The sequence below is a fragment of the Mesorhizobium japonicum MAFF 303099 genome, assembly GCF_000009625.1.
GTDB classification, from domain to species: Bacteria; Pseudomonadota; Alphaproteobacteria; order Rhizobiales; family Rhizobiaceae; genus Mesorhizobium; species Mesorhizobium japonicum.
Map to the genome: position 1 here is coordinate 6141978 of NC_002678.2, position 26209 is coordinate 6168186.

At 64.0% G+C, this 26209-nt stretch carries 27 protein-coding genes; 17 read left to right on the plus strand and 10 right to left on the minus strand.

Annotated features, from left to right (window positions below):
* Nucleotides 1-14 precede the first annotated feature (14 nt).
* The gene (locus tag MAFF_RS30305; protein WP_010914843.1) at nt 15-476 is read right to left on the minus strand and encodes a GNAT family N-acetyltransferase; all 462 of its coding nucleotides are present in this window, start codon (nt 474-476) and stop codon (nt 15-17) included.
* 183 nt (nt 477-659) lie between these two features.
* Between MAFF_RS30305 and MAFF_RS30310 the strand changes: the two genes are divergently transcribed.
* The 3 genes from MAFF_RS30310 (at nt 660) to MAFF_RS30320 (ending at nt 4606) form a co-directional block, all read left to right on the plus strand.
* Complete coding sequence (locus MAFF_RS30310) at nt 660-1619, plus strand: glycine--tRNA ligase subunit alpha (protein WP_164986996.1); 960 nt, start codon at nt 660-662, stop codon at nt 1617-1619.
* A 375-nt stretch (nt 1620-1994) separates the two neighbouring features.
* Entirely contained in the window at nt 1995-4151 is a 2157-nt protein-coding gene (gene glyS / locus MAFF_RS30315) for a glycine--tRNA ligase subunit beta (RefSeq protein WP_010914845.1), read from the plus strand.
* A 110-nt stretch (nt 4152-4261) separates the two neighbouring features.
* The gene (locus MAFF_RS30320; RefSeq protein WP_044549731.1) at nt 4262-4606 is read left to right on the plus strand and encodes a hypothetical protein; all 345 of its coding nucleotides are present in this window, start codon (nt 4262-4264) and stop codon (nt 4604-4606) included.
* A gap of 72 nt (nt 4607-4678) precedes the next feature.
* On the opposite strand, the gene MAFF_RS30325 is transcribed toward MAFF_RS30320, so the two are convergent.
* Together MAFF_RS30325 and MAFF_RS30330 are read right to left on the minus strand one after the other, a co-directional pair.
* Nucleotides 4679-5068 carry a hypothetical protein gene (locus MAFF_RS30325; RefSeq protein ID WP_027046609.1) on the minus strand — a complete coding sequence of 130 codons (390 nt, stop codon included), beginning with the start codon at nt 5066-5068 and terminating at the stop codon, nt 4679-4681.
* Nucleotides 5069-5250: 182 nt separating this feature from the next.
* Complete coding sequence (locus MAFF_RS30330; RefSeq protein WP_044549736.1) at nt 5251-5652, minus strand: hypothetical protein; 402 nt, start codon at nt 5650-5652, stop codon at nt 5251-5253.
* A gap of 217 nt (nt 5653-5869) precedes the next feature.
* Between MAFF_RS30330 and MAFF_RS30335 the strand changes: the two genes are divergently transcribed.
* From MAFF_RS30335 to MAFF_RS30345, 3 genes are all read left to right on the plus strand, one after another.
* Nucleotides 5870-6844 (plus strand): L-threonylcarbamoyladenylate synthase, encoded by a 975-nt coding sequence (locus MAFF_RS30335; RefSeq protein WP_044551520.1) that lies wholly within the window; start codon nt 5870-5872, stop codon nt 6842-6844.
* A 9-nt stretch (nt 6845-6853) separates the two neighbouring features.
* On the plus strand, nt 6854-8284 hold the full coding sequence (locus tag MAFF_RS30340; RefSeq protein WP_010914850.1) for an FAD-binding oxidoreductase: 1431 nt from the start codon (nt 6854-6856) through the stop codon (nt 8282-8284).
* Nucleotides 8285-8468: 184 nt separating this feature from the next.
* Nucleotides 8469-9035, plus strand: a complete 567-nt coding sequence (locus MAFF_RS30345) for a DUF6101 family protein (protein WP_010914851.1) — start codon at nt 8469-8471, stop codon at nt 9033-9035.
* Nucleotides 9036-9066: 31 nt separating this feature from the next.
* Here MAFF_RS30345 and ubiA read toward each other — a convergent pair whose 3' ends face one another.
* Nucleotides 9067-10050, minus strand: coding sequence for a 4-hydroxybenzoate octaprenyltransferase (ubiA, locus tag MAFF_RS30350; RefSeq protein WP_010914852.1), 984 nt, complete (start codon nt 10048-10050; stop codon nt 9067-9069).
* 68 nt (nt 10051-10118) lie between these two features.
* Nucleotides 10119-11030 carry a LysR family transcriptional regulator gene (locus MAFF_RS30355; protein ID WP_010914853.1) on the minus strand — a complete coding sequence of 304 codons (912 nt, stop codon included), beginning with the start codon at nt 11028-11030 and terminating at the stop codon, nt 10119-10121.
* Nucleotides 11031-11120: 90 nt separating this feature from the next.
* Between MAFF_RS30355 and MAFF_RS30360 the strand changes: the two genes are divergently transcribed.
* Nucleotides 11121-11942 (plus strand): phytanoyl-CoA dioxygenase family protein, encoded by an 822-nt coding sequence (locus tag MAFF_RS30360; RefSeq protein WP_010914854.1) that lies wholly within the window; start codon nt 11121-11123, stop codon nt 11940-11942.
* Between the two features lie 281 nt (nt 11943-12223).
* On the plus strand, nt 12224-13501 hold the full coding sequence (gene purD / locus MAFF_RS30365) for a phosphoribosylamine--glycine ligase (RefSeq protein ID WP_010914855.1): 1278 nt from the start codon (nt 12224-12226) through the stop codon (nt 13499-13501).
* Between the two features lie 17 nt (nt 13502-13518).
* On the opposite strand, the gene MAFF_RS30370 is transcribed toward purD, so the two are convergent.
* Both MAFF_RS30370 and MAFF_RS30375 read right to left on the minus strand, forming a co-directional pair.
* A complete protein-coding gene (locus MAFF_RS30370; RefSeq protein ID WP_010914856.1) occupies nt 13519-14631 on the minus strand; it encodes a glycoside hydrolase family 25 protein in 1113 nt (370 codons plus the stop codon).
* Between the two features lie 131 nt (nt 14632-14762).
* Entirely contained in the window at nt 14763-14999 is a 237-nt protein-coding gene (locus MAFF_RS30375) for a hypothetical protein (RefSeq protein ID WP_010914857.1), read from the minus strand.
* A 215-nt stretch (nt 15000-15214) separates the two neighbouring features.
* Between MAFF_RS30375 and MAFF_RS30380 the strand changes: the two genes are divergently transcribed.
* Both MAFF_RS30380 and MAFF_RS30385 read left to right on the plus strand, forming a co-directional pair.
* Nucleotides 15215-16984: an acyl-CoA dehydrogenase gene (locus tag MAFF_RS30380; RefSeq protein WP_010914858.1), complete on the plus strand. Its 1770-nt coding sequence runs from the start codon at nt 15215-15217 to the stop codon at nt 16982-16984.
* A 31-nt stretch (nt 16985-17015) separates the two neighbouring features.
* Nucleotides 17016-17768 (plus strand): crotonase/enoyl-CoA hydratase family protein, encoded by a 753-nt coding sequence (locus tag MAFF_RS30385; protein WP_044551531.1) that lies wholly within the window; start codon nt 17016-17018, stop codon nt 17766-17768.
* 12 nt (nt 17769-17780) lie between these two features.
* Here MAFF_RS30385 and pdxH read toward each other — a convergent pair whose 3' ends face one another.
* Nucleotides 17781-18398, minus strand: coding sequence for a pyridoxamine 5'-phosphate oxidase (gene pdxH, locus MAFF_RS30390; RefSeq protein WP_010914860.1), 618 nt, complete (start codon nt 18396-18398; stop codon nt 17781-17783).
* A 40-nt stretch (nt 18399-18438) separates the two neighbouring features.
* Here pdxH and MAFF_RS30395 point away from each other — a divergent pair, with 40 nt between their 5' ends.
* The 4 genes from MAFF_RS30395 to MAFF_RS30410 all read left to right on the plus strand — a co-directional run bounded on the left by MAFF_RS30395 (nt 18439) and on the right by MAFF_RS30410 (nt 21494).
* Entirely contained in the window at nt 18439-18900 is a 462-nt protein-coding gene (locus tag MAFF_RS30395) for an RT0821/Lpp0805 family surface protein (protein ID WP_080511976.1), read from the plus strand.
* Between the two features lie 100 nt (nt 18901-19000).
* The gene (locus tag MAFF_RS30400; RefSeq protein ID WP_010914862.1) at nt 19001-19930 is read left to right on the plus strand and encodes a DnaJ C-terminal domain-containing protein; all 930 of its coding nucleotides are present in this window, start codon (nt 19001-19003) and stop codon (nt 19928-19930) included.
* 105 nt (nt 19931-20035) lie between these two features.
* Complete coding sequence (gene fabI / locus MAFF_RS30405; RefSeq protein WP_010914863.1) at nt 20036-20854, plus strand: enoyl-ACP reductase FabI; 819 nt, start codon at nt 20036-20038, stop codon at nt 20852-20854.
* A gap of 52 nt (nt 20855-20906) precedes the next feature.
* A complete protein-coding gene (locus MAFF_RS30410) occupies nt 20907-21494 on the plus strand; it encodes a histidine phosphatase family protein (protein WP_010914864.1) in 588 nt (195 codons plus the stop codon).
* 48 nt (nt 21495-21542) lie between these two features.
* Here the strand turns inward: MAFF_RS30410 and MAFF_RS30415 are convergent, their stop codons facing one another.
* The gene (locus MAFF_RS30415; RefSeq protein ID WP_010914865.1) at nt 21543-21803 is read right to left on the minus strand and encodes a DUF1344 domain-containing protein; all 261 of its coding nucleotides are present in this window, start codon (nt 21801-21803) and stop codon (nt 21543-21545) included.
* Between the two features lie 184 nt (nt 21804-21987).
* Here MAFF_RS30415 and aroC point away from each other — a divergent pair, with 184 nt between their 5' ends.
* The 3 genes from aroC (at nt 21988) to MAFF_RS30430 (ending at nt 24856) form a co-directional block, all read left to right on the plus strand.
* Nucleotides 21988-23103, plus strand: coding sequence for a chorismate synthase (gene aroC, locus MAFF_RS30420; RefSeq protein WP_010914866.1), 1116 nt, complete (start codon nt 21988-21990; stop codon nt 23101-23103).
* A gap of 76 nt (nt 23104-23179) precedes the next feature.
* The gene (gene ribB / locus MAFF_RS30425) at nt 23180-24280 is read left to right on the plus strand and encodes a 3,4-dihydroxy-2-butanone-4-phosphate synthase (RefSeq protein WP_010914867.1); all 1101 of its coding nucleotides are present in this window, start codon (nt 23180-23182) and stop codon (nt 24278-24280) included.
* A 33-nt stretch (nt 24281-24313) separates the two neighbouring features.
* The gene (locus tag MAFF_RS30430; protein ID WP_010914868.1) at nt 24314-24856 is read left to right on the plus strand and encodes a GNAT family N-acetyltransferase; all 543 of its coding nucleotides are present in this window, start codon (nt 24314-24316) and stop codon (nt 24854-24856) included.
* 36 nt (nt 24857-24892) lie between these two features.
* Here the strand turns inward: MAFF_RS30430 and MAFF_RS30435 are convergent, their stop codons facing one another.
* Nucleotides 24893-26116, minus strand: a complete 1224-nt coding sequence (locus MAFF_RS30435) for an MFS transporter (RefSeq protein ID WP_010914869.1) — start codon at nt 26114-26116, stop codon at nt 24893-24895.
* Between the last annotated feature and the right edge of the window lie 93 nt (nt 26117-26209).

Here is a 26209-nt window from a genome sequence, read left to right on the forward strand (position 1 = left end):
GATGCACAGCTCGCTCAGAAGAGCTTCCGGTAGACGACGAAGCCGGAGCGTTCGCCGACCTTGTCATAAAGCTTCATCGCGGTCTGATTGGTTTCGTGCGTCAGCCAGTACACCCGGCCCGAGCCGGCGGCTTGCGCGCGCTCATAGACGCCTTCGATCAGCGCCCGGCCGACGCCTTTGCCGCGCGAAGCCTCTGTGGTGAAAAGGTCCTGCAGATAACAGTTCGGTGCGATCGCCGTCGTGCTGCGGTGGAAGAGATAGTGCACGAGGCCGAGGAGCTGTCCCTGGCTTTCGGCCACCAGCGCATGGACCGGTTCATAGGCATCGAAGAAGCGCGACCATGTCATCGCCGTGATCTCGCTTGCCAGCGCCGTCTCGCCGGAGCGGCCATAAAATGCGTTGTAGCCGTCCCACAGCGGCAGCCACCGATCGAAATCCTGTCGCGTGACCGGGCGGACGATGATGGAACTCGGCATGGCTGGACCTGTCGTCGTTGCTGTAGGAACGAACAGACCTCAGGCCCCCGAGGTCGGCAATGGGCCAGCCCTCGGCAAAACCTTCAACACCGGGCGGCATACCCATAGAGGCTCGCATCCGGCGTGCCCTTGCTTGACGCTTCGCCGCCGTGTCTCTAGGACGTGCCGGCAAGCTAGCCTTTGATGTCGAGGCCACCCGTGACGATTGAAATCCCTGCCCATATGCACCCCAGCCGCTCGTTCCAGGGGCTGATCCTGACCTTGCACAATTACTGGGCGGCCTATGGTTGCGTCATCCTCCAGCCCTACGACATGGAGGTCGGCGCCGGCACGTTTCATCCGGCAACGACGCTGCGCGCGCTCGGGCCGAAGCGCTGGAACGCCGCCTATGTCCAGCCCTCGCGCCGCCCCAAGGATGGCCGCTATGGCGAGAACCCGAACCGGCTGCAGCATTATTACCAGTACCAGGTGATCCTGAAGCCGAACCCGCCGAACCTGCAGGAGCTCTATCTCGGCTCACTGGCGGCGATCGGCGTCGACCCGCTGCTGCATGACATCCGCTTCGTCGAGGACGACTGGGAAAGCCCGACGCTCGGCGCTTGGGGGCTTGGCTGGGAATGCTGGTGCGACGGCATGGAAGTCTCGCAGTTCACCTATTTCCAGCAGGTCTGCGGCATCGAATGCGCGCCGGTGGCGGGCGAACTAACCTACGGGCTGGAGCGGCTGGCTATGTATGTGCAGGGCGTCGACAATGTCTACGACCTCAACTTCAACGGTCGCGAGGGCGCCGACAAGGTGACCTATGGCGACGTCTTCCTGCAGGCCGAGCAGGAATATTCGCGCCACAATTTCGAATACGCCGACACGGCGATGCTGCTCAGGCATTTCGAAGACGCCGAGGCCGAGTGCAAGGCTCTGCTCGATGCCGGCGCACCGGCGTCGAACGACAATCTGCCGATGCACAAGATGGTCTTTCCGGCCTACGACCAGTGCATCAAGGCCAGCCATGTCTTCAACCTGCTCGACGCGCGCGGCGTGATCTCGGTCACCGAGCGGCAGAGTTACATCCTGCGCGTGCGCAATCTGGCGAAGGCCTGCGGCGAGGCGTTTTTGAAGACCCAGGCCGGTGGGTTGGCTGCCTGAGCTTCAGGCAGACCTCATCGTCTCGAGGGAAGCGTTGATCGGTGACAGGATCTGGCCGCTCGGGCCAGCCATTGTCCTTAACGCCTGCCTCACACCCGGCATCGAGAAAGCGCCGTGGACCTGCGCGGTGAAACAGGCGCTGAGCGCGAGGATCTGCAGAAGTCTGGATGCCGTTTTCATGGTCGTTCAGCCAATAGTTTCCTGCCTGAGCGTGGGTCGCTTCAGCGCTGCGTTCGGTTCATGGAAATCTTTGATCCAAGGACGGACTGGGGCGCCGCGTCCCGACAGGGCAGCCAAAATTTCCGGAAAGGGTGACAGCGGCCAGCCGAGTTGCTATGCCCCGCCCGGACCACTCTCCCGCATGAGCTGACCCCAATGCCTGACCTGCTTCTAGAACTTCGCTCCGAGGAAATCCCCGCGCGCATGCAGCGCAAGGCGGCGGGTGATCTCAAGAAGATGCTGACCGACGGTCTGGTCGAGGCGGGGCTGACCTACGAAGCGGCGCGCGAATACTGGACGCCGCGGCGTCTGACGCTCGACATCAGGGGCCTGACGGCGCGCTCGAAGGACATTCGTGAAGAGATCAAGGGGCCGTCGACGACGGCGCCTGAGCAGGCGGTCCAAGGGTTCCTGCGCAAGGCAGGGCTGTCCTCGGTCGCCGACGCGCATGTCCATTCCGACCCGAAGAAGGGCGATTTCTATGTCGCCCACATTTCGAAGCCGGGCAGGGCGGCCGAAGAGATCATCGCCCAACTGGTGCCGGGCATCATCCGCAACTTTCCTTGGCCGAAGTCGATGCGCTGGGGACCCGCCTCGGCCAAGCCGGGGTCGCTGCGCTGGGTGCGGCCGCTGCAATCGGTCCTGTGCACCTTCGGCCCGGAAACCGAAGAACCCGTCGTGGTCGATTTCGAGATCGACGGCATCCGCTCCGGCAACATCACCTACGGCCACCGCTTCCTGGCACCGGGCGAAATCACCGTGCGCCGCTTCGACGATTATGTAAGCAAGCTGGAAGCGGCGAAGGTCGTGCTCGACGCCGACCGGCGCAAGGAGATCATCCTTGCCGACGCCCGCAACCTTGCCTTCGCCAATGGGCTCGACCTGGTCGAGGACGAAGGCTTGCTTGAAGAGGTGTCCGGGCTGGTCGAATGGCCCGTGGTGCTGATGGGGGAGTTCGAAGAGGCTTTTCTCGCCATTCCGGCCGAGGTGATCCGGTTGACCATCCGCGCCAACCAGAAGTGCTTTGTCACGCGCCCGCAAGGCGAGGGCGAGGCTCTGTCCAACCGCTTCATCCTCACCTCCAATATCGAGGCCAGGGACGGCGGCAAGGAGATCGCGCACGGCAACGGCAAGGTAGTGCGCGCCCGCCTGTCCGACGCGCTCTATTTCTGGACGACCGACCAGGGCGATCTGCCTGACCTCGGCCAGCTCGAAGCCTCGGCGGAAAAGTTTGGGCTCGATCTGAACAAGCCGCTCGACCAGCGCATGGCACGGCTCGATCATCTCAATGTGACCTTCCATGCCAAGCTCGGGACCCAGGGCGAGCGGGTGGAGCGGATCAGGCGGCTCGCCGAAGAACTGGCGCCGACCGTCGGTGCTGACCCGGTGCTCGCCGCTCGCGCAGCCGTTCTGGCCAAGGCCGACCTGCAGACCGAGGTGGTCGGCGAGTTCCCGGAATTGCAGGGCGCCATGGGTCGCAAATATGCGCTGCTGCAGGGCGAACACCCGTCCGTGGCCGCGGCCATCGAGGAACATTACAAGCCGCAAGGCCCGTCCGACTACGTTCCGAGCGACCCGGTGTCGGTCGCTGTCGCGCTTGCCGACAAGCTCGATACGCTGGTCGGCTTCTGGGCCATCGATGAAAAGCCGACAGGGTCGAAGGACCCATATGCGTTGCGTCGCGCAGCGCTGGGCGTGGTGAGAATTCTGGTTGAGGACCGAATTCAATTGCGGCTGTCTTCCATCTTCGCGAGCGCCGGCGCGTGCTACGCGGGCAGTGGTGCGGACCAGACACGAGACCTCCTGGCCTTCTTCCACGACCGCCTGAAGGTCTACCTCCGCGACCAGGGCGCCCGCCACGATTTGATAGATGCCGTCATCACCCCGCAGTCCGACGACCTCTTGCAGATCGTCCGCCGCGTCGAAGCGCTCGGCTCCTTCCTCGACACCGAGGATGGCAAGAATCTGCTCGCCGGCACCAAGCGCGCGGCCAACATCCTGGCCGCCGAGGAGAAGAAGAAAACGGCGGTCGCCAAGACCGTTGAGCCGGCTCTGTTCAAGGAGAATGCCGAGAAGTCGCTGTTTGCGGCGGTGAATCAGGCCGAGAAGCAAGCCGGCGAAGCGATTCAAAACGAAGACTTTTCCGCCGCCATGCTGGCGCTTAGCGCGTTGCGCGAACCCGTTGATTCATTCTTTGAAGGTGTTCTAGTGAATGATGAAGACCTGGAGGTGCGAGCCAATCGTCTGGCGCTCCTCACACGCATCCGCGCGGCCACGGGTCAGGTCGCGGATTTCTCGAAAATCGCCGGCTGAGCGCCCAGGAAAAATATCTCCCAGCCGGCCGTTCGAGCCGGCTTACAGTCATATGACGATGATCTCTCCGTGGCAAAAGGGACATGTTCCCCAACCCAACGGAGGCTTCCATGAATTCCGATCACGACATCGAAGTGACTGAAGAAACCTCGGCCGCCGCCGAGGCGCTTGAAGCCGCTTCCGAAACCGCCCTCGATCATGCCGCTGCTGCCACGGTCGAAGCCGCCGATCACTCTGACGACGAGGACGGCGACGAAGAAGAAGGCGACGACGAAGAAGGCGAAGAGTCTGACGAAGACGGTGCTGAAGCCGCCACGCTCTCGGGCGACGAAGACGAAGATGAGGAAGAAGAAGACGCCGATGACGCCGTGAAGGCCGAAGGCGACGAGGGCGAAGAAGAATCCGAAGACGGCGAGTCCGAAGAGGACGACGACGACAAGGAAGAAGCGGCCTGAGATTTCAATCCGGCTCGGTCGAGAAGTGTGGGCGGCGCATCAGCGCCGCCTTTTTTTGTTCCCGGATGCTTGTCAGTTCTCCAGGATGCTGACGCGCACGCTGTCTTCGTAGACGTCGACCTGGATCAGCGGTTCGCCATTGACGATGGCGCGCTTGGTCGACGAACTCATGGCGCCGGGACGCTCCAGCATGCGCTGCAGATCGGCGCGCTGGTCGTTGGTCCTGAACCAGGCATCACCCTCATCGTCGCTGTCGCGGCGATGGAATTTGTGCCAGTTGGCGCGGTCCTGCCGCACCATCTGCGCGGCGCTGTCCAGCGCATAGCCGTCGCTCGCCTGATGATCGCGATCGGAAATGCGCGCGACATAGGATCCCAGCATGTCATCGGCTTGCGCTGTACCGGCGCCCAGCAGTGATGCCAGCAGAAGCCCGGCCACGGTAACGGTCTTGGATAGTCTCATGATCAACCCCCTTTGAAACGACGAGGCTCGTCTGCCAGAGCCACCCCTTTTCCTGAATCGCTTGACCAAATTCAGGCGGCGGCTTCGAGCAGCCAGATATGCCGGCACGAACTCGCGCGGCAATGGTGCGCAGGGCGCCGTCAACCTGTCAACGAACTGGCCAGTCCAGCAATTCGTGGCCGCTACTTGACCTTGCCGACCCCGGGAACGGGCTTCGGTGCGGCTGCCGGTGCGGCCGGCTTCTTCTGCGTGCCCGACGCCGGAGCCGCCGAGGCGGTCGCCTGGGCTGGGGCAGGAGCCGCGGCGGTGGTCGCGGCTGGTGCCTTGGCTTGCGTCGGCGTCGAGAAATCGCCGCCGACGATGCCGCCGCGGATAATCATCGGGCTTGGCATGAAGCCGTGCCGTGCCTCGGGCGCGTTGGGGATCGCCGCCACCTTCTCATAGGTGACGTCGGGCTCGCCGAGCGCGACGACGGACACCACATCGCTTGCCTTGATGTCGGCCGCCTTCAGGGTCAGGATGGAGGGCGTCGTGGCCGGTACGCCGGGAAAGACCAGGGACGAGGCCTGAGCTCCGCTGGCCATCGTGGCCAGAGTTATTCCCAGCAATACGCGCACAGACACTGATATAGCTCCCCTTGCCCAGAAGCTGCTCAATAGCAGGCCGGAATTGATGCCGGCTTTCGCACAAACATAGCATTTTAGGGATTGATAAATCGCCAAGCCCCTCTCGTGCCGAACAGCCGGCTTGCCCAACAGCCGCCATCCGTACTACGCAGCCGGCATCTGCGAGGTGACGAGAGTGGCTGAGATACTTGCCGTCGGCGAGGCGTTGGAGCGGGCGCTGGCTTTGCTTGGGGATGGCGATGTCGTCGCCATTCCGACGGAAACCGTCTACGGGCTAGCCGGCGACGCCACCAACGGCATCGGCGTGGCGCGCATCTTCGAGGCCAAGGGGCGGCCGCGCTTCAATCCGCTGATCGCCCATGTCGCCGACATGGCGATGGCCGAGCGCATCGCGGTGTTCGATCCGCTGTCGAAGAAACTCGCGCAGGCGTTCTGGCCGGGCCCGCTGACCCTGGTGCTGCCGCAGCGGCCTGGCAACGGCATCCATCCGCTGGTCACGGCCGGGCTCGACACGATCGCCTTGCGCATGCCGAGGGGCTTTGGCGGCGACCTCATCGCAAAGCTCGGCCGGCCGCTTGCCGCGCCCAGCGCCAATTCCTCCGGCAGGATCAGCGCGACGACGGCACAAGCGGTGGCGGCCGATCTCGGCGCCCGCATCAAACTGGTGGTCGATGGCGGCGCGACGCCGGTCGGGCTGGAATCGACCATCGTCAAGGCCGAAGGGGCAGGAGTGCGCCTGCTCCGGCCTGGTGGCATCGCCGCCGAGGAGATCGAGGCGGCCATCGGCATGGAGCTGTTGCGCGGCGGAGGGGCGGGCATCGAGGCGCCAGGCATGCTCGCCTCGCACTATGCGCCAGGTGCTGCCATGCGGCTCAATGCCGGAATGGTCGGTGAGGGCGAAGCGTTGCTCGGCTTCGGCGGCAACCGGGCTGAAGGCTGGCGCAATGCCACAGCCTTCCTCAACCTGTCAGCATCAGGTGACCTGCGCGAAGCGGCGAGCAATCTTTTCGCCTATATGCAGGAACTCGATCGCAGCGGTGCGCGCACCATCGCGGTGGAGACGATCCCCTTCGATGGGCTCGGCGAGGCCATCAACGACCGGCTCGCTCGCGCGGCCGCCCCTCGTGACAATGCACAGCCCACAACATAGTTTTCCCGCATGACCGAAATTTTGCAAAAACTCGATCCCGCTCTCATCGACCGCTTCGCGGCGATCGTCGGTGACAAATACGCGCTGCGCGATGAGCAGGACATCGCGCCCTATCTCATCGAGCGGCGCGGGCTCTGGCATGGCGCAACATCGCTGGTGCTGCGGCCGGGCAGTGTCGACGAGGTCAGCCGCATCATGCGGCTGGCGACCGAGACGGGAACGCCCATCGTGCCGCAAAGCGGCAACACCGGGCTGGTCGGTGCCCAGGTGCCCGACAAATCCGGCCGCGAGATCATCCTTTCGCTGTCGCGGCTGAACCGCATCCGCGAGATCGACATCCTGTCCAACACCGTGACGGCGGAGGCTGGCGTCATCCTGCAGACGCTGCAGGAGGCGGCCGACGCCGCCGACCGGCTGTTTCCGCTGTCGCTGGCAGCCCAGGGCTCCTGCCAGATCGGCGGCAATCTTTCTTCCAACGCCGGCGGCACCGGTGTGCTGGCCTACGGCAATGCGCGTGAACTCTGTCTCGGCGTCGAGGTGGTACTGCCGACGGGCGAGGTCTTCGACGATCTGCGCAAATTGAAGAAGGACAACACCGGCTACGATCTGAAGGACCTGTTCGTCGGCGCCGAAGGCACGCTGGGAATCATCACCGCCGCTGTGCTGAAGCTGTTCCCGAACCCGAAGGGGCGTGAGGTCGCATTCGCCGGCCTGTCGTCGCCCGAGGCGGCGCTATCTTTGTTCAGCCTGGCGATGGACCGCGCCGGCGCTTCGCTCACGGCCTTCGAACTGATCGGCAAGAGACCTTACGATTTCACGCTCAAGCATGGTCAAGGTGTCGTGCGGCCGCTGGCCGATGATTGGCCCTGGTATGTCTTGATGCAGATTTCTTCCGGCCGCTCGGAAGCCGATGGACGGGCGCTGATAGAAGAGGTGCTGGCGGATGGTCTCCAGCAAGGCATCGTTGGCGATGCGGTGGTCGCGGCAAGCCTCGCCCAGGGCGACGCTTTCTGGAACTTCCGCGAGACGCTACCCGAATGCCAGAAGCCGGAGGGCGCCTCGATCAAGCACGATATTTCGGTGCCGATCGCCTCAATCCCACGCTTCATCGCAGAGGCCGCAGGCGCGGTGGCGTCAGTCAGTGCCGGCGCCCGCGTGGTCTGCTTCGGCCATATGGGGGATGGCAATCTTCATTATAACATCTCGCGGCCCATCGATGGCGACGATGAGGCCTTTCTCGCCCTCTACCATCCCATGAACAAAGCCGTGCACGATGTCGTGCGCTCCTTCCACGGTTCGATCTCGGCCGAGCACGGCATCGGCCAGTTGAAGCGCGACGAACTGATCGCCACGGCGCCGCCGATGGCCATTGATCTGATGCGCCGAGTGAAGGCTGCCTTCGATCCGGCCGGCATCATGAATCCCGGTAAGGTTATCTGATCCTTTCAACATCTTGTGGTCGGTGGCATTCCGATAACCATCCCTGAGATCAGCAAAATTTAACCGACTTTCTTAAGCGCGGCGGTAAGGAGCCCGCGCTACTGTTTCCCCATAACGAGGCCGGGAAAACTGGCCCGGAGAGAACCGGACACCGGCTCTCAGGAGACAGACAGGAAGGCACTCTATGAACACCGGACTGAAGCCAGTCTGGGCGGGACGCAACATGCGCCTCGACCCATTCCGACTGCCCCAGATGGTCAGCTACGCCACGCGCGACGATTATGGCGACGTGACGTTCACCATCGACCACCGTGGCGCCGTGATACGCCGCATGCTCGAGATGAGCGGCGTGCCGGCGATCATCGCCCTGCCGGCCAATGCGTTCCGCGGCGTCGCCGCCCGCGCAATGGAGGATCCGGAAGGCAATGTCACGGTGACCCTGGAACTCCTGCACAATGATCCGATGCTGTCGGTGCCTCTGCTGGTGGCCGACGATCTCGACGATGTCGCCGCCGACTGGCGCGCCTGGGCCGATGCCTACCGGCTGCCGATGCTGTTGATCGAATCGGACGGCGTCGCCCGCACCCTGGAAGAATCGCTCGGCGCCGCCATCAAGACGCTGCCGCCGCAGGATCGCCGCAAGGGCCGCGTTTCCAACACGCGCCGCCCGCGCTTCCTTGCCCGCCGCAGGGCCGGCAACCTCGGTCTCAGGCTGGTCATCGACGGCCAGGAGATCATTTCGCGCGACTGAACACCCCGATCGCGGGAGTTGCCTGAAGCCGCTATACCAGCGGCTTCAGCGCCACCCACAGCGCGCCGCCGATCAGGCCGAGGAAGATCAGCCAGCCGACCTGGTTGTTCGACCGGAACAGCCGCAGGCATTGGTCCGGATCGTTGATATCCAGAACCGCGATCTGCCGTGCCATATGGGCGCCGGCGGCGATCAGTCCGGCGAGCGCCACCACCGGCGCCTGCGCCGAGGCGAAGGCGATGGCGAAACAAATCAGCGTGCCGCCGTAAAGCCCGGCCAGCCACGACTTGGTGTTGTCGCCGAACAGCCGCGCCGTCGAGCGCACGCCGACAATGGCGTCGTCTTCCTTGTCCTGGTGCGCATAGATCGTGTCGTAGCCGATCACCCACAGGATCGAGCCGATATAGAGCATGATGGCGGGGCCATCGAGATCGCCGAACTCGACCGCCCATCCCATCAGCGCACCCCAGGAAAAGGCAAGGCCGAGAAACAATTGCGGCCAGTTGGTTATACGCTTCATGAATGGATAGATGGCGACGATCGCCAGCGAGCAGATGCCGAGCAGAATGGCGAAGCTGTTAAACTGCAGGAGCACGGCAAGGCCGACCAGGGCCTGCAGCACAAGAAACAGCCAGGCCCGCCGGCGCGTGGTCTGGCCCGACGGCAGCGGACGCGAGCGAGTGCGATCGACCTGGTTGTCGATGTTCTCGTCGACGATGTCGTTGTAGGTGCAGCCGGCGCCGCGCATGGCAATGGCGCCGACCAGGAACAGCACGAGATACAACGGCGCAGGCAGCAGTGAGAGCAGCGGGTCGCCGGGGCGCGGATAGGCGCTTGCCGCGAGCGCCGCCGACCACCAGCATGGCCACAAAAGCAACTGCCAGCCGATCGGCCTGTCCCATCGCGCGAGCTGCGCGTAGGGCCAAACCGAGCGCGGCAGGACGCGGTAGACCCAATGGCCGTTCGGTGCATCGGCAACACGGCCCTGGGCGGCTTTCGACTGGATAGGTTCCATGTCCATGGAGTGGCAGCAGCCGCGGAAACCGTCAAGCGGCAAGCGGATGAGCAGCGACCGTCAGCCCGTCACGACGCGAAGATGTCGCGCGTGGAAAACCAGGCTTTCGCCGTCTCGACGAATGCCAGTGCCGCATTCGACACGCGTTGGTGCGTGTCATAGGTGAGGATGATGCGCTGCATCGGCAGCGGATCCGACAGCGGCTTGCAGATCAAGGGCAGTCCATCATAGCTACGGTCGCCTTGCGGGCGGGTGTAGCTGATGGCGACACCAAAACCGTTCGCCACCATGCTCCGCTGGAGTTCGAACGAACTTGTCGCCCTGTCGGCTACCGGCGACAGGCCACGGCTGCGGAACAGATCGAGCATGTGCTGCCAGCTGTGCGGCTGGTCCGTCGTGATCAGCGGATAGGCGGCCATGTCCGCCAGGCTGACCTCGGCGTGGTCCGCCAGCGCATGGCCTGCCGGCAGCAATGCATGCGGCCGCAACTCGTGCAGCAGGATGCGGGCGAAATGCGAGGGCAGGCCAAGATCATAGCTAAGGCCGAGATCGATGGCGGCGTCAGCGAGACGCCGTCCGAGCGTCTCGAACGTTTCGTCGCGAACGATGACGGCGACATCTGGATGGCGTTCGGAAAAAGCGCGGATCAGACCCGGCGCGAAATAGGGCGCCAGATCCTCGAAACATCCAAGCACCAGCTCGCCGCCGACGGCTGAATTGCCCGAGCTCAGGCTCATCAGTTCGTCCGCCTCGGCAAGAACCTGTTTCGCCTTCGCCACGACGGCACGGCCGAAGGAGGTCAGCGAAACGCCGCTGCCGCGCTGGCGCACGAACAGTTTCTGGCCGAAATCCTTTTCGATCGCGTCGATCGCCACCGAAATCGAGGGCTGCGAAATGTTCAGCGTCCTGGCCGCGCCGGTGACGCTGCCATGGCGGGCGACGGCGACCAGATAACGCAATTGGGTGAGGCTGGGGCTCATAGTCTTGTTCTATGTGTCAGATGAGAAGTTATTATTTTACTGCATGAGTGTGGGTTGCGATAGTCGTCCCGATCCTGAAAGGAGGACACCATGGCTTCCCAGACAGCTGCCCGCGCCATCGACACCGGCCTGATCGAGGCGGAGACGATTGCCGACTACCAGCGTGACGGCGCGGTTTGTATCCGCGGCGCTTTCAAGGGCTGGGTCGATACGATTGCCGCCGGCATCGAGCGCAACATGCAAAACCGCAGCGCCACCGCGTCCGACATCGCCAATGGCCGCGGCAGTTTCTTCGACGATTACTGCAACTGGGAGCGCATTCCTGAATTCGTGGAGCTGGTGCGGAAATCGCCGGCCGCCGAACTGGCGGCGGCGGTGATGCAGTCGCGCACCGCGCAGTTCTTCCACGATCACGTTCTGGTCAAGGAGCCCGGCACGCAGAAGCCGACGCCCTGGCATCAGGATATTCCGTACTACTTCGTCGACGGCCGACAGACGGTGAGCTTCTGGATCCCCATCGATCCGGTGAAGGAGGCGACGCTGCGCCTGATCGCCGGCTCGCACAAATGGGACAAGATGATCCTGCCGGTGCGCTGGCTCGACGACAGCAATTTTTACGCCGGCGAGGGCGACTATCTGCCGGTGCCGGATCCCGACAAGGATCCGTCGATGAAAGTGCTCGAATGGGAGATGGAGCCGGGCGACGCCATTCTGTTCGACTTCCGCACCGCGCATGGCGCGCGCGGCAATTTGACCTCGGCACGGCGCCGGGCGCTGTCGCTGCGTTGGGTTGGCGACGATGCCCATTATGTCGAGCGGCCGGGTCGCACCTCGCCGCCCTATCACGGCCATGGCATGCAGCCCGGCCAGAGGCTGCGCGAGGATTGGTTCCCGGTCGTCTTCCCCGCCTAAATCGAATTGCCACAAAATCGACGGCGATGGCCGCCGCCGATTTCGGTCGGGGATAACGTTCCCGTGCGCAATTTCGATCAAAACATCCTGATGCCTTGACCCGTCGCCCGGAGAGCAATAGCGGGTGCTCCAAGAGACTGTTTCGAAATTCGCTCCGGCGAGTCATATGGCGGTGGTTTCGAGAACCGTAGCGCAGCGGACATCTAGTCCGTGAGCAACGGAAGCGCAGAAAACGCCATCAGATGGCCGCCAGAGCGGATTTTCGGCATCAAGAGGTGGCCATGAACGTTCTTCTTCTGGGCTCCGGCGGCCGCGAACATGCGCTTGCCTGGAAGATTGCCGCCTCGCCGCTGCTGACCAAACTGTACGCGGCCCCCGGCAATCCGGGCATAGGTGCTGAGGCTGAGCTGGTGAAGCTTGATATCACCGACCACGCCGCCGTGACCGCCTTCTGCCAGGAGAAGAAAATCGACCTCGTCGTGGTTGGTCCGGAAGGGCCGCTTGTCGCCGGTATCGCGGACGATTTGCGCGCCGAAAACATCCGCGTCTTCGGGCCTTCGAAGGCCGCCGCGCGGCTGGAGGGTTCGAAGGGTTTCACCAAGGACCTCTGCGCCCGATACAACATTCCGACCGCCGCCTATGGCCGTTTCAACGATCTGGCCTCAGCCAAGGCCTATGTCGACCAGACCGGCGCGCCGATCGTCATCAAGGCCGATGGGCTCGCCGCCGGCAAGGGCGTCACTGTCGCCATGACGTCGGATGAAGCACGGGCGGCGCTCGATGCCTGCTTCGAAGGATCCTTCGGCGCTGCCGGAGCGGAGGTGGTGGTCGAGGAATTCATGACCGGCGAGGAGGCGAGCTTCTTCTGCCTCTGCGACGGTACGACCGCGCTGCCCTTCGGCACGGCGCAGGACCACAAGCGTGTCGGCGATGGCGATGTCGGCCCCAACACCGGCGGCATGGGCGCCTATTCGCCGGCGCCGGTGATGACGCCGGAAATGATCGAGCGTACCATGCGAGAGATCATCGAGCCGACGATGCGCGGCATGGCCGAGCTTGGCGCGCCCTTCGCCGGCATTCTCTTCGCCGGGCTGATGATCACGGACAAGGGGCCTAAGCTGATCGAATACAACACCCGCTTCGGCGACCCGGAATGCCAGGTGCTGATGATGCGGTTGAAGGACGACCTGCTGGTGCTGCTCAACGCCGCCGTCGACGGTCAGCTGGCGCACACGTCCATACGCTGGCGCGACGAGGCGGCGCTCACCGTGGTGATGGCGGCGCGGGGCTATCCCGGCACACCGGAAAAAGGCTCGGTTATCCGCGGCGTCGAGCAGGCGGCGGGCGAAGGCGTCCAGATCTTCCACGCCGGCACCGCCATCAATGGCGGCGCGCTGGTCGCCAATGGCGGCCGCGTCCTCAATGTCACGGCGAGCGGCGCCACGGTCGGCGAGGCCCAGAAGCGGGCCTATGCCGCGCTCGACCGGATCGATTGGCCGGACGGCTTCTGCCGCCGCGACATTGGCTGGCAGGCCGTGGCGCGCGAGCGGGCGAGCTGAGATTTCGGAGCGGGGGCTTACGGCCGGCCGCGATCGATTTCGGTCGAACCGGTGCTGACGGGGTCGGCCGCGGCGAAGGCGGCGTCCAGCTGCTCTGGCGAACGCTGCCCGATTCGCTTCCAGGCGACATATTGCACGATGCCGAAGCCTGGCCGTCGCGGCACCGTCTTCACGACGGGCATGCGGAACCCGTCGCGGAATTTGGACCAGCGTGAACCGAGCACTGCGACCATTTCCTCGAAGGTCGGCGGCGTTGCCACATCGGCGTAGATGAGGGTGGTCTTGCCGGCGAGCGCTGCTTCGCGCGAGAGCGGCACCGGCACGCTGGCAAGGTAGTCGGATGGCACGTCGATCAGTCCGCCAAAAGGCCATTGCTGGCGCAGCGTGGCGGCGTCCGTCGGCACGACGTTGACGTCGATGTTATTGGGCGTGCCGGCTACCCTGTAGGGGCAACGGAAGCGGCCGCAATTGGCCTGCGCAGAAAACTGCCAGAGCGCGTAGCCTTGCCAGTTACCCATGGGAAAATGCACATCGATGTCAGGCTTGTAGCGTGCGTACCAAAGCGGCAGCCGCGACAGCAGCCGGTATTTGTAGCGGTTGTCGGCGATATACTGCGCGGTCTTGCCGTTGGTGTAGAGCACCGGGAAGCGGCCGACGCGCCGATGCACCTGGCGTACGAACTCCTCGGCATCGTCGAGCGACATCCATTGCGAGGGATCGATGCCCTCGATGTCGAGCGCCATGAGATCGTCCGGCGCGGGATCGGCGAAATCGAGGAAATTGTTGGCCTGCTCGACCGGATTGCCAGGGCGGGCAAGGTGATAGGCGCCCCATTTCATGCCGAGTGCCTTGGCGACGACCCGGCGCGTCTGGAACAGTTCGCGCGTCACCGCATGGCGTTTCCACAACGCCTTGCAAAGCTTCACGTCGTTGTCGCTGCCGAAACAGAAATAGGGCGGGGGCATGCCGTCGGAGGCCTTGTTGATGAAGGCGGCGATGCGCTTGTCGGTGGCGAGCTGCCCCCAGTCGATGGAATTGTATTCGTAGGCGTCGACGACCAGCGCGCGGTCGGCACTCTTCCACGGCTCGGAGAAATCCGAAGCCTTTGCCGCCGACATCAGCGCCATCATCGCCGCGAGAGCGATCGCTGAGCGGCGAAGACGATGCGCCGGCGTTTTCAAACAGGGGGTCCCCGTTGTTCAAACACCGATGGTGAACCGCTATGGTTAAGGAATGCTTCTCGAAGCAGGGCCGTGGCGAGCTAGCGCCGGTTGAACGGTTGAAATTCAAACGGGTCGGGCGCGGGCTCTTGCCGCAGCGTGCCTTCGGCGGCGCGCTTGCGGTGGTGGGTGAGCGAACATTGCGGCGAGCACAATAGACCGCGATCCGACCAGTAGGCGGCGCCATGTTCCAACTGGCCGCCATGATGCCAGAACCCCGTTGCGCGGTAGGGCATGCCGCATTCGATGCAGCGGTAGGCGTCGGGTCTGGCGAGCATGGGCTAGGTTCCGGTCGGCTGGTTCTGGTCTGTCGCCGGGTCGGCTTGTGCGGCGTCGATCGAATTTAATACAGGCCGGCGCGATTGCAAAATCCACGTGACAAAGTTTGACGTTTACGTAAAAAGACACTGGGAGACCGCCCAAAGGCGGATGGTTTTGCAGCAGCACCGGCTCTAGGGTCGGCGAGGCCGATGCATCAGGAGGGTCGAGCGGCATGTATCGGGCACCGGTCGAGGATATCGCGTTCACGCTGAAGCATGTTGCGGGCATGAAATCCGCCCTTGATGCCGGTAGGTTCGGCGATCTCGGCGAGGACCTGGTCGACGCCGTCCTTGGCGAGGCCGGCCGTTTCGCCACCGAGGAGGTGGCACCGCTCTATAAGATCGGCGACGAACACGGTGCGGTGCTCAGGGATGCCGCCGTCACCATGCCGCCCGGCTGGAAGGAGCTTTATCGCCGCTGGATCGATGGCGGCTGGAACGCGCTGTCGGGGCCTGAAGACTATGGCGGCCAGGCGCTGCCGACCATGCTGGGCGTCGCCGCGCTCGAAATGTGGAACTCGGCCGCCATGGCCTTCGGCATCGGCCCGACGCTGACCATGGGCGCGGTCGAAGCGCTCGACAAGCATGCCTCCGAAGCGCTCAAGGCGAAGTATCTCGCCAAGCTGGTGTCCGGCGAATGGATGGGCACGATGAATCTGACCGAGCCGCAGGCGGGCTCCGATCTCGCCGCCTTGCGCGCCCGCGCCGAGCCCGCTGGCGACGGCACCTACCGCATCTTCGGCCAGAAGATCTTCATCACCTATGGCGAGCACGATTTCACCGACAACATCATCCATCTGGTGCTGGCGCGGCTGCCCGACGCGCCGGCCGGCACGCGCGGCATCTCGCTGTTCCTGGTGCCGAAGTTTTTCGTCAACGACGATGGCTCGCTTGGCGCCCGCAACGACGTCTTCTGTTCCGGCCTCGAGCACAAGCTCGGCATCCATGCTTCGCCGACCTGCACTATGATTTATGGCGACGGTTTCCGGGGCGCCACGCCCGGCGCCATCGGCTGGCTGATCGGCGAGGAAAACAAGGGCCTCGCCTGCATGTTCACCATGATGAACAATGCCCGCCTCGCCGTCGGCATGCAGGGTGTCGCGGTCGCGGAAGCCGCCACCCAGAAGGCGATCGCCTATGCCAATGAGCGCCGCCAGGGCAAGGCGGCTGATTACGCCGGCGCCGGCATGGCGCCGATCGTCCATCACCCTGACGTGCAGCGCAATCTCCTGACCATGAAGGCGCTGACGCAGACGGCGCGGGCGATCAGCTATTCCTGCGCCCACGCCATCGACATGGCACGCGTCTCGGATGGCGATCAGGCGGCGCATTGGCGCGACCGCGCGAACCTGCTCACGCCGCTGGCCAAGGCCTTTTCGACCGATGTCGGCGTCGAAGTCGCTTCGCTCGGCGTGCAGGTGCATGGCGGCATGGGCTTCATCGAGGAAACGGGTGCCGCAGCCTTCTACCGCGATGCGCGCATCGCGCCGATCTACGAGGGCACCAACGGCATCCAGGCGATCGATCTGGTCACCCGCAAGCTGCCGCTCGGCGGCGGCGAGCATGTGCATGGCTTCATCGGCGAACTCGCCGGGGCCGCCAATGCCGTGCGCACCTCGAACCTGCAAGGTTTCGGCCGCACCGCCGATGCGCTCGACGCAGCACTTGGCGACCTGACGCAAGCGACGCGCTTCCTGCAGAAACTGTCGGCCGACGGCCGGATGGAAGAGGCGCTGGCGGGAGCGACGCCGTATCTCAGGCTGATCTCGCTTGCCGCTGGCGGCGCCTACCTGGCGCGCGGCGCTCTTGCCGATCAGGATCGCATCGCGCTGTGCCGCTTCTTCGCCGAGAACTTGCTCGGCGAGGCACGCGCCTTGAGGGAACGCGTCATCGACGGCGCGGAGAGCCTCGCTGCCGCCGGCAAGACGTTGATATCAGCTTGAATTCTCACAGCGCTCACCAGGGAAGATGACCGTGACAGACCATATCCTCGTCGAGCGCCAGGGCGCCATCCAGATCATCCGCATGAACCGCCCGGACAAGAAGAACGCGCTGACGCGTGCCATGTACGCGAAAATGTCGGCGGCGCTTGCCGAAGGCGATGCCGATCCGGGGATCCGCGTCCACGTCTTCCTAGGCGTGCCAGGCGCCTTCTCCTCCGGCAACGACCTTGCCGATTTCATGGTTGTCGCCAGCGGCGGTGACGGCGGCACGGAGGTCTGGGATTTCCTGATGGCGCTGGCCAGGGTCGAAAAAGCCATCGTCTCCGGCGTCGACGGCATCGCGGTCGGCATCGGCACGACGCTCAACCTGCATTGCGACCTGACCTTCGCCACGCCGCGCACCGTGTTCAGGACGCCTTTCGTCGATCTTGGCCTGGTGCCCGAGGCCGGCTCCAGTCTGCTGGCGCCGCGCATCCTGGGTCAGCAGGGCGCTTTTGCGCTGCTCGGCCTTGGCGAAGGTTTTTCCGCCGAGCGCGCGAAGGCCGCCGGCCTGATCTACGATGTGGTCGAGGAGGCCGCGCTGGAGGCCTCGGTCCTTGCAGCCGCCAGCCAGATCGCCGCCAAGCCGCCGCAGGCGCTGAAAATCGCGCGCGATCTCATGCGCGGCTCGCGTGACGATCTCGTCGCCCGCATCGGCGAGGAAAGCGAACATTTTCGCGAGCGGCTGAAGTCGGATGAGGCCCGCGCGGCGCTCACCGCGTTCATGACCAGGAAGAAGGGCTGAGGCCTTGCCCTTTCAGGGATAGAGCCGCGCCTTGTCCCAATCGCCTTTCGCGTTGCGGGAAAAAACCACCCGGTCATGCAGCCGGAATGGGCGGTCGTGCCAGAACTCGATCGTCTTCGGCACGATGCGGAACCCAGACCAGTGCTTCGGGCGCGGAATCTCGCCGATGGCGTAGCGCGCCGTGTATTCGGCGACAGCTTTCTCCAGCGCGAAGCGGCTTTCCAGCGGCCGTGACTGCTTCGACGCCCAGGCGCCGATGCGGCTGCCGCGTGGGCGCGTCGCGTAATAGGCGTCGGCCTCGGCATCGCTGACGATCTCCACCGGGCCGCGAATGCGCACCTGCCGGCGTAGCGATTTCCAGTGGAAACACATCGCCGCCTTCATGCTGCCAAGAATCTCCTGGCCCTTCGCGCTTTCGAAATTCGTGTAGAAGACAAAGCCGCCTTCATCGAACCCCTTCAGCAGCACCATCCGCACATCCGGCATGCCTTCGGCGTCGACGGTCGCCAGCGCCACGCCATTGGCATCGTTGATTTCGCTCTTGGTGGCGTCGTCCAGCCATGCGGCAAAGAGGCGAAACGGCTCGGCCGCTTCGGTAAAGTCACTGGTTGTTAACTCTGTGTCACTCATAGTTTTTCTCAAATTGTCACGAAATCAGGGAGGTTGCCGATTGTCGCGTATCGCGCAAGCTTTTGACAGCAGGCAATGGGGCGTTATCGCTTCGGCCAGCGCGAAAGCGGCGATCGTGGCGGCCGCTTTGCCGCTTGCCGCCTGCGGCGCGGGTGGCTTCAGCCTGGAAAAGGCCGAAGTCGACCGCTCGATCCTGACCAGCAGCACGTCGTCTTCACCAATGCCTGCCGATTCGGAGCGCGACTCAGACCAGACGACGATTGGCAACGCGGTGTCCTCCGCCGACATCGAGCAGCTCGGCGGCCAGGCCGTGCCGTGGGCCAATACCGGCACCGGCTCACGCGGCTCCATCACCGAACTGGCGGAATTGAAGGACAGGGGCCAGACCTGCCGCCGCTTCAAGGCCTCGCGCGAAAGCTTTGACGGCGTTGCCATGTTCGAGGGCGAACTCTGCCTTGCAAGTGCCGGCGGCTGGCGTATGCAAGGCTTCAAGGCGCTCTGATTTTCCGCCTCCGATATGGTGACCTGCTACTGGAATTTCTTCCTATGCGAGCGCATATAGGGGGCAAGTATGGACTCAACTCATTTCCAGGGCAGGAAGCATGCGCGACCCGTATGAGGTCCTGGGCGTTGCAAAGAACGCATCGGCCAAGGACATAAAATCGGCGTACCGGAAACTCGCCAAGAAACATCATCCGGACCAGAATCCGAATGATCCCAAGGCGAAGGACCGTTTTGCCGCGGCCAACCAGGCCTATGAGATCGTCGGCGACGAGAAGAACCGTGCCGCTTTCGATCGCGGCGAGATCGACGCCGACGGCAAGCCGCGCTTCCAGGGTTTTGAGGGTGCCGCCGGTGGCGGCGACCCCTTTGCCGGGTTTCGCCGCCAGCAAGGCGCCGGCGGTTCGCGATTCGAATTCCGATCGGGGCGCCCGGGCGGCGATCCGTTCGACGGCAACAGCGATATTTTCAGCCAGATTTTCGGCGACGCCTTTTCCGGCGCACGCGGTGCCGGCATGGGCGACCGCCGCCAGCCCGCGACGGCGGCCGATCTGAACGTCACGCTCGACGTCACCATCGAGGAAGCCGCGACCGCCGAAAAGGTGACGGCGATGTTCCCGGATGGCCGCAAGGTGGCGGTCAAGCTGCCGGCCTTTGTCGAAGATGGCCAGACCATCCGGCTGAAGGGGCAGGGCGAGCAGGGGCCGGGCCAGCCCGGCGACGCGCTGGTCAAAATCCATATCCGCCGGCATCCGCGCTACCGCATCGAGGGTCGCGACCTGCATGCCGATGTGCCGGTGTCGCTGGCGGATGCGGTGCTGGGCGCCAAGGTGCCGGTCGAGACACCGACAGGCAGGCTGGCGGTCAACGTTCCCGCCTGGTCGAGCTCGGACAAGGTCCTGCGGCTCAAGGGCAGGGGCCTGCCGGAAAAGGCCGGCGGCCATGGCGACCTCTACGCCCATGTCCGCATCATGCTGCCGGAGGGCGGCGACAGCGCTCTCGAGGCGTTGCTGCGTGGTCAAAAAGGCTGATCCAGCGCTCTTGTCCCCCGAACTGTCCGGTTTGAGCGCTTGAAGGGGCTGTGTGCCTGTGCGATAGGCACTCCACAAAGCACAAACCTTGCGGAGAGCGCTCACATGGCGGGTGGACAGGGCCTGATGGCCGGCAAGCGCGGCCTTATTCTTGGCATCGCGAACAACAGGTCGATTGCCTACGGCATCGCCAAGGCATGCGTCGACCATGGCGCCGAGATTGCGCTGACCTATCAGGGCGAGGCGTTCAAGAAGCGCGTCGAGCCGTTGGCGGCGGAACTGGGCGCCTTTGTCGCCGGCCATTGCGACGTCACCGATTCGGCGAGCCTCGACGAGGTTTTCGCCAATGTCGCCAAGCATTGGGGCAAGCTTGATTTCCTCGTCCATGCCATCGCCTTCTCCGACAAGGACGAACTGACCGGCCGCTATGTCGAGACGACGCGCGACAACTTCCTGCGCACCATGGACATTTCGGTGTTTTCCTTCACCACCATCGCCAAGCGTGCCGAGGCGCTGATGACCGAGGGCGGTTCATTGCTCACGCTGACCTACTACGGCGCCGAGAAGGTGATGCCGCACTACAACGTCATGGGCGTCGCCAAGGCCGCGCTCGAAGCCAGCGTGCGTTATCTCGCCGTCGATCTCGGCGGCAAGAAGATCCGCGTCAACGCCATATCGGCCGGCCCGATCAAGACGCTGGCGGCCTCGGGCATCGGCGATTTCCGCTACATACTGAAGTGGAACGAATACAATTCGCCGCTGAAGCAGACGGTCACGCAGGAGGAGGTCGGCGATTCCGGCGTCTATTTCCTGTCCGACCTGTCGCGTGGCGTCACCGGTGAGGTGCACCATGTCGATTCCGGCTATCACGTGGTCGGTATGAAGGCGGTCGACGCGCCTGATATTTCGACGGTCAAGGAATAACGCCCTCCGCTCATCCTCCGCCAAGGCCCTGGCCCGACCTCCGGAAGACCTGATGTACCCGCTGGTTTATATCGTGCGCCACGGCCAGACCGCGTGGAACGCCGAGGCCCGGCTTCAGGGGCAGGCCGACACCGATCTCAATGCCCTTGGCCGCGAGCAGGCGACCGGAAACGGGCGTCGGCTGGCCGAACTTGTCGGCGATCCCGGGGATTTCGATTTCGTCGCCAGCCCGATGCGGCGGACGCGCGAAACGATGGAACGCATCCGCGCCGCGATGAAGCTCGATCCGCTCGCCTATCGAACCGATACCAGACTGATTGAAGTCAATTTCGGTGACTGGCAGAGCTTTACCTTTGCCGAGCTGGAGACGCAGTCTCCCGGAGCCAAGCGGTCACGCGCACGGGACAAGTGGAACTTCCAGCCGCCCGGCGACGGTGCGGAGAGCTACCAGATGCTGCTCGAACGGGTGAAACCCTGCTTCGACGAGATCGACCGCAAGACGGTCTGCGTGACGCATGGCGGCGTCATGCGCACCCTGTTCCGTTTCGTGCTTGATATGGCCGAGGACGAGGCCGCGAACCTGGAAATACCGCAGGATCGCGTGCTCAAACTTGAAGGCCAGAGCCTCGAGTGGCTTTAGAGGCGCAACGCCAAGCGCTCTCGAAGTCCATTCAAATAGGTTAAAACCCTAGTTCGTGTCGCTGTCCGGCAACTGCATATCGGTCACGACATTCTCGCCATTGGTGACGTCGTAAGCGATGACGATGTCCATGCCCGGCTTCAGCGAGTCGAGATCGGTTTCGGCGTTCAGCTTGTAGGATTTGCCGTCGTCCAGCGTCAGGGTCAGCGCGTCCTTGTCGATCTTCTTGATCAGGCCTTCGGTCTGTCCGGCGAAGGCGGCGGTGGAATAGAGCAGGGTGGCGGCAACAGCGCCAATCAGGGTACGCATGATCGTCCTCTTTGGTCATTGCGCCGGCACTGTGGCGGCGGATCCTCAACGGCGGATGGAAGAAAGCAGAAACCAGCCGAATGTGTCAAAACTTAAACGGCAGGGATGACAGTTTGACCACCGCAAAAAACGCCAATAGAAGGCAGGCATCAACCGGCTCCGCTGCCGGGCAGGGCACTTTTCCATGTCTCACAACACGTTCGGCCACCTTTTCCGCGTCACCACCTGGGGCGAAAGCCATGGCGCAGCGCTTGGCTGCGTGGTCGACGGCTGCCCGCCCGGCATCCGCTTCACGCGTGATGAAATCCAGGCCGAACTCGACAAGCGCCGGCCGGGCCAGTCGCGCTTCGTGACCCAGCGCCGCGAACCCGACGAGGTGAAGGTGCTGTCGGGTTTCGTCCTCGACGAGGACGGCGAGACGATGATCACCACCGGCACGCCGGTCTCGATGCTGATCGAGAATGTCGACCAGCGATCGAAGGACTATGGCGAGATCGCCCGCCAGTACCGGCCGGGCCATGCCGACTACACCTATGATGTCAAATACGGCATCCGCGACTATCGCGGCGGCGGCCGCTCCTCCGCCCGCGAGACCGCGGCCAGGGTCGCCGCCGGCGCGCTCGCCCGTAAGGTGGTGCCCGGCATGGTGGTGCGCGGAGCCCTGGTCTCGATGGGCGAAAAATCGATCGACCGCGCCAATTGGAACTGGAATTTCATCGGCGACGCGGAGAATCCGTTCTTCACGCCCGATCCCGCTTCGGTTCCCGTTTTTACGCAGTATCTCGACGGTATCCGCAAGGCGGGATCTTCGGTCGGCGCTGTGATCGAGATCGTCGCCGATGGCGTTCCGCCAGGGCTCGGCGCGCCGATCTATGCCAAGCTCGACCAGGACATTGCGTCGGGCCTGATGTCGATCAACGCCGTCAAGGGCGTCGAGATCGGCAATGGTTTCGAGGCCGCCCGCATCACCGGTGAGCAGAATGCCGACGAAATGCGCATCGGCAATGACGGCAAACCGGTGTTCCTCTCCAACAATGCCGGCGGCATCCTCGGCGGCATCTCGACCGGTCAGGCGATCGTGGCCCGCTTCGCCGTCAAGCCGACCTCGTCGATCCTGACGCCGCGAAAGTCGATCGACAAGGACGGCAACGACGTCGAGGTGATGACCAAGGGCCGCCATGATCCCTGTGTCGGCATCCGCGCCGTGCCGATCGGCGAAGCGATGGTTGCCTGCGCGATTGCCGATCACTATCTGCGGCATAGGGGACAGACGGGGAAGGGAATAGGCAGTAGGGAATAGGCAGTAGGCCGCCCGAAACAGCCTTTTTCTTCCCTACTGCCTACTCCCTAATCCCTGCGAGCGAAGCGAGCATCCCATGCCTTACGACCAGAAGAAGATTGTCGAAGCCATCCGCGCTTTCGAACGCGGCGAGATCGTCGTCGTCATGGATGATGACGGGCGCGAGAATGAGGGCGACCTGATCGTCGCCGCCGTTCACTGCACGCCGGAAAAGATGGCCTTCATCGTGCGCAACACCTCCGGCATCGTCTGCACGCCGATGCCACGCGAGGAAGCCAAGCGGCTCAACCTGCAGCCGATGGTCGCCGACAATGATTCAGCCCACACCACCGCCTTTACCGTCAGCGTCGATTTCAAGCATGGCACGACGACAGGCATTTCGGCCGACGACCGCACGCTCACCGTGCGCAACCTCGCCAACGGCAATGTCGGCGCCTCCGATTTCGTCCGTCCGGGTCACATCTTTCCGCTGATCGCGCGCGAAGGCGGCGTCCTGATGCGTTCGGGCCATACCGAAGCGGCGGTCGATCTCTGCAAGCTCGCCGGCCTGCCGCCGATCGGCGTCATTTCCGAACTGGTCAATGATGACGGTACCGTCAAGCGCGGCCCCCAGGTGCAGGCTTTCGCCGAAGAGCATGGCCTGAAGCAGGTATCGGTCGCCGACCTCATCGCCTACCGCCAGCGCAAGGAAACGCTGGTCGAACGCGTCGCCTGCTCCGATATCGACACGCTTGGCGGCAAGGCGCAGGTCTTCACCTACACGCTGCCCTGGGACACGATGCATCACGTTGCCGTCGTCTTCGGCGACATCCGCGATGGCGAGGAGGTGCCGGTGCGGCTGCATTCCGAGGATGTGGTGACCGATGTCTTCGGCACCAGTCATCGCCTGGACGGCATCATGAAAGCGATGGGCGAGCGCAAGCGCGGCGTCATCGTCTATCTCAGAGAGGGCTCCGTCGGTGTCGCGCATCAGGAGCGCAAGCGCCCGCTGAGCGGCGACCGCGAGGATCATGAAGAGGCCCGCCGGCGCGAGAACGAATGGCGCGAGATCGGCCTCGGCGCGCAGATCCTGAAGGATCTCGGCATTTCCTCGATCAACCTGATCGCCTCGCGCGAGCGTCATTATGTCGGCCTCGAAGGGTTTGGCATCCACATCGCCAAGACCGAGATCCTCTGAGGGGTAACCGACCCCTTGCCGGGAGATGACGGCATGAACGCGTCATTGCCTCTGAGCCAGCGCAACGGACGGCTTTTGCTGCGCCGACCAACGAAGGCCGATCTGGATTTCCTGGTGGATCTCTTTTCGCGCCATGAACTTGTTGCCCATCGCCCCGATCCTGTTGCGGACACGCCTCAGCAGAGCGCCGCCAGGCTAGCCCGCGACATCGGCCATTGGGACAGGCACGGCTTTGGCCGCTGGGCGGTCGAGGTCGAAGGAAAGCCGGTCGGCTTCGGTGGCGTCACCGTATCGGCGGATTTTGACGGCCTGAACTTGTCCTGCCACCTTCATCCCCAGAGCTGGGGACATGGCTATGCCACCGAACTGGTCAGGGCGGCGCTGGATGCCGCGTTCGGCCCCCTGCATGCCGAGCGGGTCATCGGCCTCGTTCGGGTCGCCAACCCGGCATCACGTCGGGTGCTGGAGAAATGCGGCTTCGCCTTCGAGCAGGAGGTGATGTTGCACGGCGCGCCAACGATGCTTTTCGCGCTGCCACGACCGCACTGGATGCGTATTTCCGATCCTGCCGCATAGGGCGGAACACCCGGCCCGCAGCAGGAGCCGAGCGCGCTATTCCGCGGGAACGGCGGCTGCTTCGCATCCGTCCATGTCGCATTTGTGGGTGGCCAGGATGCGCTGGCCGAGCAGCACGGTGGCGAGCGCGATCGTGCCTGATGCCACCGAGACCCAGAACCCGTTCTGGGCGCCGAACGCATCCACCACGGCGCCCGCGGCGAAGGAGCCCAGCGCCATGCCGATGCCGATCCCGGTGGTCACCCAGGTGATGCCCTCGGTCAGCATCGCTTCGGGCACATGCCGTTCGATCAGGCCGAAGGCCGTAATGAAGGTTGGCGAGATCGCCACGCCGCTGATGAAGACAGTCAGCGCCAGAAGCGGCACGCTGCTGGCGGTGAGCGGCAGCAGCGTGCCGAGCGTGACGAGGGCGACCGCGATGGCAAGCTGGCGTTGCAGCGGTGCCTTCAGGTTGAGCGCGCCGACAATGATGCCGAGCACGAACGACCCCAGCGCGTAGACGCCGATGACGAGGCTGGCGGCGCCGGGCTGGCCGAGCTCTTTTGTGATGGCCACCGTGCTCACTTCCGTCGTCGCGAAGGTGGCGCCGATGAAGATCAGGGCAAAGGTGATGATCTGCACTGGCCGCAGGCGGATCGCCGAGCCGCTCGAGCCATGGTCCACCGGGCGCACTTGCGGCTCGGTCGATCTCTGCAGGATGAACGCGGTCGAGCCCAAGGCGAGGAACAGTGTGCTCGCCAGCATGCCTGCTTCCGGGAACAGGGCGGCGCTGAGGCCGACCGACAGCGATGCCCCGGCGATATAGACCAGTTCATCCGCCGCCGATTCGAAGGCGAAAGCGGTGTTCATCTCGGGCTGGCCCCGGAAAAGCTCGGTCCAGCGCGCGCGCACCATGGCAGGCATACTGGGCATGGCCGCCGCCAGCAGCGCCGACACGAACAGCGTCCAGACCGGCCAGTCCTGATTGGCGGCCGAAACCAGCGTGATGAAGGCGAGCACGGAGATGATTGTCGTGGGCACGACGATCCGCGTCTGGCCAAGGCGGTCGACCAGTCTTGATATCTGCGGCGCCAGGAATGCGTTGGCAAGCGCGAATGTCGCCGAGACAGCGCCCGCCAGCCAGTATTCGCCGCGCGTCTGCGACAGCATTGCCACGATGCCGATCGGCGCCATGGCGATCGGGAGGCGCGCCATGAAGCCGGCGGCTGCAAAGCCCTTGGCTCCAGGGGCGCGGAAAATTTCCGAATAGGGGTTCTGCATGGGGTTCCTCGACAAAGGACGGTTTGACAATTACATACGAAGCGTATGAGGATTAGATAGAGCATACGTCGCGTATGTCAATTGGCATACGAA

Excerpts from the sequence above, each read along its gene's own strand:
- MAFF_RS30305 (WP_010914843.1), bottom strand. The coding sequence starts at position 476 with ATGCCGAGTTCCATCATCGTCCGCCCGGTCACGCGACAGGATTTCGAT.
- MAFF_RS30310 (WP_164986996.1), top strand. The coding sequence starts at position 660 with ATGTCGAGGCCACCCGTGACGATTGAAATCCCTGCCCATATGCACCCC.
- glyS (WP_010914845.1), top strand. The coding sequence starts at position 1,995 with ATGCCTGACCTGCTTCTAGAACTTCGCTCCGAGGAAATCCCCGCGCGC.
- MAFF_RS30320 (WP_044549731.1), top strand. The coding sequence starts at position 4,262 with ATGAATTCCGATCACGACATCGAAGTGACTGAAGAAACCTCGGCCGCC.
- MAFF_RS30325 (WP_027046609.1), bottom strand. The coding sequence starts at position 5,068 with ATGAGACTATCCAAGACCGTTACCGTGGCCGGGCTTCTGCTGGCATCA.
- MAFF_RS30330 (WP_044549736.1), bottom strand. The coding sequence starts at position 5,652 with ATGGCCAGCGGAGCTCAGGCCTCGTCCCTGGTCTTTCCCGGCGTACCG.
- MAFF_RS30340 (WP_010914850.1), top strand. The coding sequence starts at position 6,854 with ATGACCGAAATTTTGCAAAAACTCGATCCCGCTCTCATCGACCGCTTC.
- MAFF_RS30345 (WP_010914851.1), top strand. The coding sequence starts at position 8,469 with ATGAACACCGGACTGAAGCCAGTCTGGGCGGGACGCAACATGCGCCTC.
- ubiA (WP_010914852.1), bottom strand. The coding sequence starts at position 10,050 with ATGGAACCTATCCAGTCGAAAGCCGCCCAGGGCCGTGTTGCCGATGCA.
- MAFF_RS30355 (WP_010914853.1), bottom strand. The coding sequence starts at position 11,030 with ATGAGCCCCAGCCTCACCCAATTGCGTTATCTGGTCGCCGTCGCCCGC.
- MAFF_RS30360 (WP_010914854.1), top strand. The coding sequence starts at position 11,121 with ATGGCTTCCCAGACAGCTGCCCGCGCCATCGACACCGGCCTGATCGAG.
- purD (WP_010914855.1), top strand. The coding sequence starts at position 12,224 with ATGAACGTTCTTCTTCTGGGCTCCGGCGGCCGCGAACATGCGCTTGCC.
- MAFF_RS30370 (WP_010914856.1), bottom strand. The coding sequence starts at position 14,631 with ATGATGGCGCTGATGTCGGCGGCAAAGGCTTCGGATTTCTCCGAGCCG.
- MAFF_RS30375 (WP_010914857.1), bottom strand. The coding sequence starts at position 14,999 with ATGCTCGCCAGACCCGACGCCTACCGCTGCATCGAATGCGGCATGCCC.
- MAFF_RS30380 (WP_010914858.1), top strand. The coding sequence starts at position 15,215 with ATGTATCGGGCACCGGTCGAGGATATCGCGTTCACGCTGAAGCATGTT.
- pdxH (WP_010914860.1), bottom strand. The coding sequence starts at position 18,398 with ATGAGTGACACAGAGTTAACAACCAGTGACTTTACCGAAGCGGCCGAG.
- MAFF_RS30400 (WP_010914862.1), top strand. The coding sequence starts at position 19,001 with ATGCGCGACCCGTATGAGGTCCTGGGCGTTGCAAAGAACGCATCGGCC.
- fabI (WP_010914863.1), top strand. The coding sequence starts at position 20,036 with ATGGCGGGTGGACAGGGCCTGATGGCCGGCAAGCGCGGCCTTATTCTT.
- MAFF_RS30410 (WP_010914864.1), top strand. The coding sequence starts at position 20,907 with ATGTACCCGCTGGTTTATATCGTGCGCCACGGCCAGACCGCGTGGAAC.
- MAFF_RS30415 (WP_010914865.1), bottom strand. The coding sequence starts at position 21,803 with ATGCGTACCCTGATTGGCGCTGTTGCCGCCACCCTGCTCTATTCCACC.
- aroC (WP_010914866.1), top strand. The coding sequence starts at position 21,988 with ATGTCTCACAACACGTTCGGCCACCTTTTCCGCGTCACCACCTGGGGC.
- ribB (WP_010914867.1), top strand. The coding sequence starts at position 23,180 with ATGCCTTACGACCAGAAGAAGATTGTCGAAGCCATCCGCGCTTTCGAA.
- MAFF_RS30430 (WP_010914868.1), top strand. The coding sequence starts at position 24,314 with ATGAACGCGTCATTGCCTCTGAGCCAGCGCAACGGACGGCTTTTGCTG.
- MAFF_RS30435 (WP_010914869.1), bottom strand. The coding sequence starts at position 26,116 with ATGCAGAACCCCTATTCGGAAATTTTCCGCGCCCCTGGAGCCAAGGGC.